The sequence below is a fragment of the Paenibacillus sp. sgz302190 genome (genome assembly GCF_059820445.1).
This window is the reverse complement of record NZ_JBZYAO010000083.1, coordinates 1-4,193: the sequence shown is the minus strand read 5'-3', so window position 1 is coordinate 4,193 and position 4,193 is coordinate 1. Positions and strand designations below refer to the sequence as shown.

The window sequence follows — 4,193 nt, the reverse complement described above, 5'->3', positions numbered from 1 at the left end:
ATATGAATAAGATTTTGGATGCAGAATTTATTAACCCGTTTGCGCCGCAGAAGGCAGGAGTGTTTGGAGGTATACCTGAAACAACAACGCTAAGGGAACTCTTCCAGGACGCAACGGGGAAAATATCGAATTATATGAAAAGCGAAGGCGATTCGGTCGGTCATGGAAAGGGTGGAGGTGGTACAGGCTCTAAGGGGGCGGGTAAAGGTAATATCAACTATCAATTGAAACCAATTGATTTGGATTGGAGAGGAACGGGTAAAACATTACAAAATGCTGTTGATGAAGCTTTCAAGAGAACAGGTTTTGATAAAAATTTGTTTGAAGTAAGCAAATGGGCCAAAAATGAATTTGGAAAATCTATCCCTGTAGAATGGAAAGGAAAAAAGGGTACAGAGGCTCAGTATGCAGAAGTTAATATTGATTATCCTCACGACCCCAAGTGGGATGAAAATGGACAATGGGCAAGTGGTCCAGATGCTCCCCATGTTGGATGGCAAGTAGGCAAAAAGCAAAGTAAACTAGTAGGACATATACTTATTGATGAAGTGCCTTATGGTCGATCCAAGGTGAAACTAGAAGGAGACTAATAGTAATCGTAAAATAAGGGGAGTGATTAGCATGGATGATATGAGGAGTATTTTAACATCAATATCCGGACTAAGGGAACTTTCGGAGACAGATAGTGAATTGATACGCAAACGAGTTTTTCATATTCATGCTAAAGAGGAAGGGGGATGGCCAATAACAGGAAAATTGAAAAAATATGAGTTCATCATTAATCCCGATTCATGGAGATACATAGAGAATTATATTGGTTCTAGTGGGACGGTTTTATTTTTTGATCCAGAGATTGAATTAGGAGTGTATAAAGTATCTTCAGGAAAGCAAGTAACAGAAACATTCGAGAAGTTTTTAAACAATAGTAATCCGTTCTTAAATTTTTATGCAACAGATATGGAAGCAAGTTATTTAATTGCTTACTCTAAGGGCAATACTGTATTCTACGCGAGTGGAGAAGCAAGACAATGGCTTAAACAATATAAAAGCTTGCAATATGATGAAAGTCTAAGGACATTAGTTAATGTATTTGAGATTTTAAATTTCAGAGCAAACGAATTGTCTAGTATTGAACATCAGGTTTTACTTCAAGAGATTATGAGTAAATATGGTGATTGCGAAGAGGTTGAATGGCCGCTTTATGAACATATTGCTTCAACTTCTGTTTCAATTAGAAATGATGATGCCTGGATGTGGATTGAGGAATATGTAGGAAATAAAGAGGTAGTATTGTTTTTTGATCTTGAAGAATGCGATGTAAGAGGATTTGTATTTTCTGGGGGTCAACAATTGATGGAGTATTTAAATGTTGCACCTTGGGACGATGTTTATGTGACGGATAGGGGGACAAACTATCTGTTATCTTTTAATGGATACAAGCATTTACAAGCTTGGGGAGATGCTAAAGGGTGGTTGAAGAAATACAAGGAATCAGATGATCGGATCTAATTCCTAGGCTTAATGGCTGCCCATCGTACAGCGATTTTGTGTTTAATCGAATATTTGGCAATGGGCATACCAACGAGGTAATGCAGGAAACCGATCCAAAACCTTTCCCTGTCCTGGCCTTGCTGAATCTGCATTTGGTGATAAAAATACAGCTCTGTAACCGGTGCCGAACCAATAACACACTTAACCCATGTAATACCCGTATATAGACTTTGCCAATTCGTTTGTACGCACATCAATGTTTGAATTTTATATATCGCTCCTGCGTTACATCGAGCAGGTCAATTATGGTCAAATACCATCATAATTGGCCTTTCTTTTGTTAGCTGTGTTTTCCCACGGGTTTTTCAAAATCTTTCGCAACTGTAAAATACGCACCCCGATAGGGAGGGCGAAGGGCTAATTCCGCCTCCAAAGCTGCTGAGAACACTGGCGGGAGTCTGGGAAGGCGTAAAGCGGGATTTCAAGGATGACGTCATCAATGGAGATACCTATAGTCGAAGCAAATATGGCACGGAANAGCTGCTGAGAACACTGGCGGGAGTCTGGGAAGGCGTAAAGCGGGATTTCAAGGATGACGTCATCAATGGAGATACCTATAGTCGAAGCAAATATGGCACGGAATTGGTACTTACCATAGCCTCCTTTTTCGTCGGTGGCGAGGCAGGAGCAGCATCCAGGGCGATGCAAGCTGAAAAGTTGGTGCTGAGTGGCACGAAGTCGGTGCAGGTGACAGAGATTGCAAATATAAGCGCAAAATCCGATCAGTTTGCACAATTGCTGAGTAAAGAGGGCACAACCCTAGGTAAAAGTTACGCAAAGCTTACCCAGGCTATGAATAAGATTTTGGATGCAGAATTTATTAACCCGTTTGCGCCGCAGAAGGCAGGAATGCTTGGAGGTATACCTGAAACAACAACGTTAAGGGAACTCTTCCAGGAAGCAACGGGGAAAATATCGAATTATATGAAAAGCGAAGGCGATGCCGTCGGCCATGGAAAGGGTGGAGGTGGTTCAGGCTCTAAGGGGACGGGTAATGTTCCACCTATTAAACCTATCGAACCACGGGGCGAACCAATAAAATTTATCCCTAGTTTCAAGCAGGAAGAGATTGCGTTAAAAACATATGAGAAATTAAGAGCATCAGGATTAGATATGCAGGAGATAGAAAAGTTCGCCGGAAATACCGGTTTAAGTTTAGAAGAAGCGGTACAATTAAAGAAACATATGATATTGACTGAGCACATTAACTTAGTAGACACAATTAATGGGAAGTATTATTATAAAGGTTATTTTGATCCCGTAATTGACGTTGCTTATGGATGGGAGCAGGCATTAGTAAGAGAGTTGAATGAAGCGGAAAAAGCGTGGTTTAGGAAACTAGCTGACCATGAGCTAGCAGAAAGTAAAATGATGAAAGATGGATTACCTTACCGCGATATAAATGAATTTAATGGTGGTACGAAGAACGAAAGTACAAAGGGTGCTCACGAGTTGGCACCACCACAGCCTGAAGGTTTCCCAGGTTTCAAACCAAAAATTTGAGGTGATAGAAATGAATGTTAATTTTGAAAAGGCAAAGAAAAGGGTGCAAAGTATTAATTGGGAAATAAGGGATTATGATAAGCCTTCCCACGCTGTTTTAGTAACTGAGTTTATTAGAAGGGGTAATATTTTTTTAGATTCTAATTCCATAGGTGATAACAGGCGTGCAATTTTTAATGCAGTTGAAATTGTTCAGTTTGATGTACCAAGTCATATAAAGGAGAATTATATTGAACAAGACAATTCTAATATTGACTGGGTTGTTGAATACCTTTGTACTTACTATATTGACTGGGCATATGCAGTTGACCAAGAATTACCTATTGCATTGAAATTTCATGATTTATATGATCCAATAATTAAACTTTTTGAGAGGGGCGGAAGAATCGGCTACCACCATAATGAATTAGTATGCGGTACACGTGGATGGCCGCGAAACTCTGGGGCAATTACTAGAGAACTACTGCCACAAGACATAAGCGATGAGGCCCTTAACGCTCTTGATGCGAACAGTTAGGTTCTATAATACGATTAATTTAGTTATTATCCTAAGTTACCATTAGTTCAGTTTATAAAATAATTAGTTAATTATACGCCACAATGCGAGCTAGCCGCCGTGTTGTGGTTCTATTTTTATCCGCTGCTATATGCTAAAAAAATAATCATACAAGTGGCGGCTATTTCAAAAATACCCCACCCAGTACCGAATGAACCCATCATTAAAACAGTAACACTTCTAACCCATGTAATACCCGTATAAAGATTTCTCCATTTCGGCTGTACGCACATCAAATGCTTTAATTTTATAACCTAAATAATGCTATTCCGTTATATGGAACAGGTCGATTATGGTCAGATACCACCATGATTGACCTGTTTTTTGTTATCTTCGTTTTCTTGCGCTTTTTCAAAATTCTTCGCAATTGTAGAATAAGCCGCCCCGATAGAGAGGATGAAAAGGCAAAGCATCTTTTGGAGTAGTTAGCCCGACCATTCATATTATCAGGACTTATCTGCAAATTGTCCGCAACAATCTGATGAGATCCATGTCTATGAATACGACGGCCAGCGGGAAACGACGTTGTTCAAGGGCTTTGTGAGCGCAGTGAACATGACGCATGCCAACGGCATATACGGCA

The 4,193-nt window shown here is 39.9% G+C and carries 4 protein-coding genes; all 4 read left to right on the top strand.

Translation table 11 applies throughout. From position 1 onward, the window contains the following. On the top strand, window positions 1-590 hold a 590-nt coding region (locus AC6RNO_RS36445; protein WP_497108422.1), incomplete at its 5' end, for a polymorphic toxin type 47 domain-containing protein. 31 nt (window positions 591-621) lie between these two features. After that, complete coding sequence (locus AC6RNO_RS36440; protein WP_488438794.1) at window positions 622-1,509, top strand: hypothetical protein; 888 nt, start codon at window positions 622-624, stop codon at window positions 1,507-1,509. Between the two features lie 684 nt (window positions 1,510-2,193). Beyond that, window positions 2,194-3,054 carry a hypothetical protein gene (locus tag AC6RNO_RS36435; protein ID WP_488438795.1) on the top strand — a complete coding sequence of 287 codons (861 nt, stop codon included), beginning with the start codon at window positions 2,194-2,196 and terminating at the stop codon, window positions 3,052-3,054. Between the two features lie 10 nt (window positions 3,055-3,064). Continuing rightward, on the top strand, window positions 3,065-3,571 hold the full coding sequence (locus AC6RNO_RS36430; protein WP_474687329.1) for a hypothetical protein: 507 nt from the start codon (window positions 3,065-3,067) through the stop codon (window positions 3,569-3,571). Window positions 3,572-4,193 lie beyond the last annotated feature (622 nt).

Bases quoted from the DNA above. Each gene is read 5' to 3' on its own strand.
- AC6RNO_RS36430 (WP_474687329.1), top strand. From the start codon at position 3,065: ATGAATGTTAATTTTGAAAAGGCAAAGAAAAGGGTGCAAAGTATTAAT.
- AC6RNO_RS36435 (WP_488438795.1), top strand. From the start codon at position 2,194: ATGCAAGCTGAAAAGTTGGTGCTGAGTGGCACGAAGTCGGTGCAGGTG.
- AC6RNO_RS36440 (WP_488438794.1), top strand. From the start codon at position 622: ATGGATGATATGAGGAGTATTTTAACATCAATATCCGGACTAAGGGAA.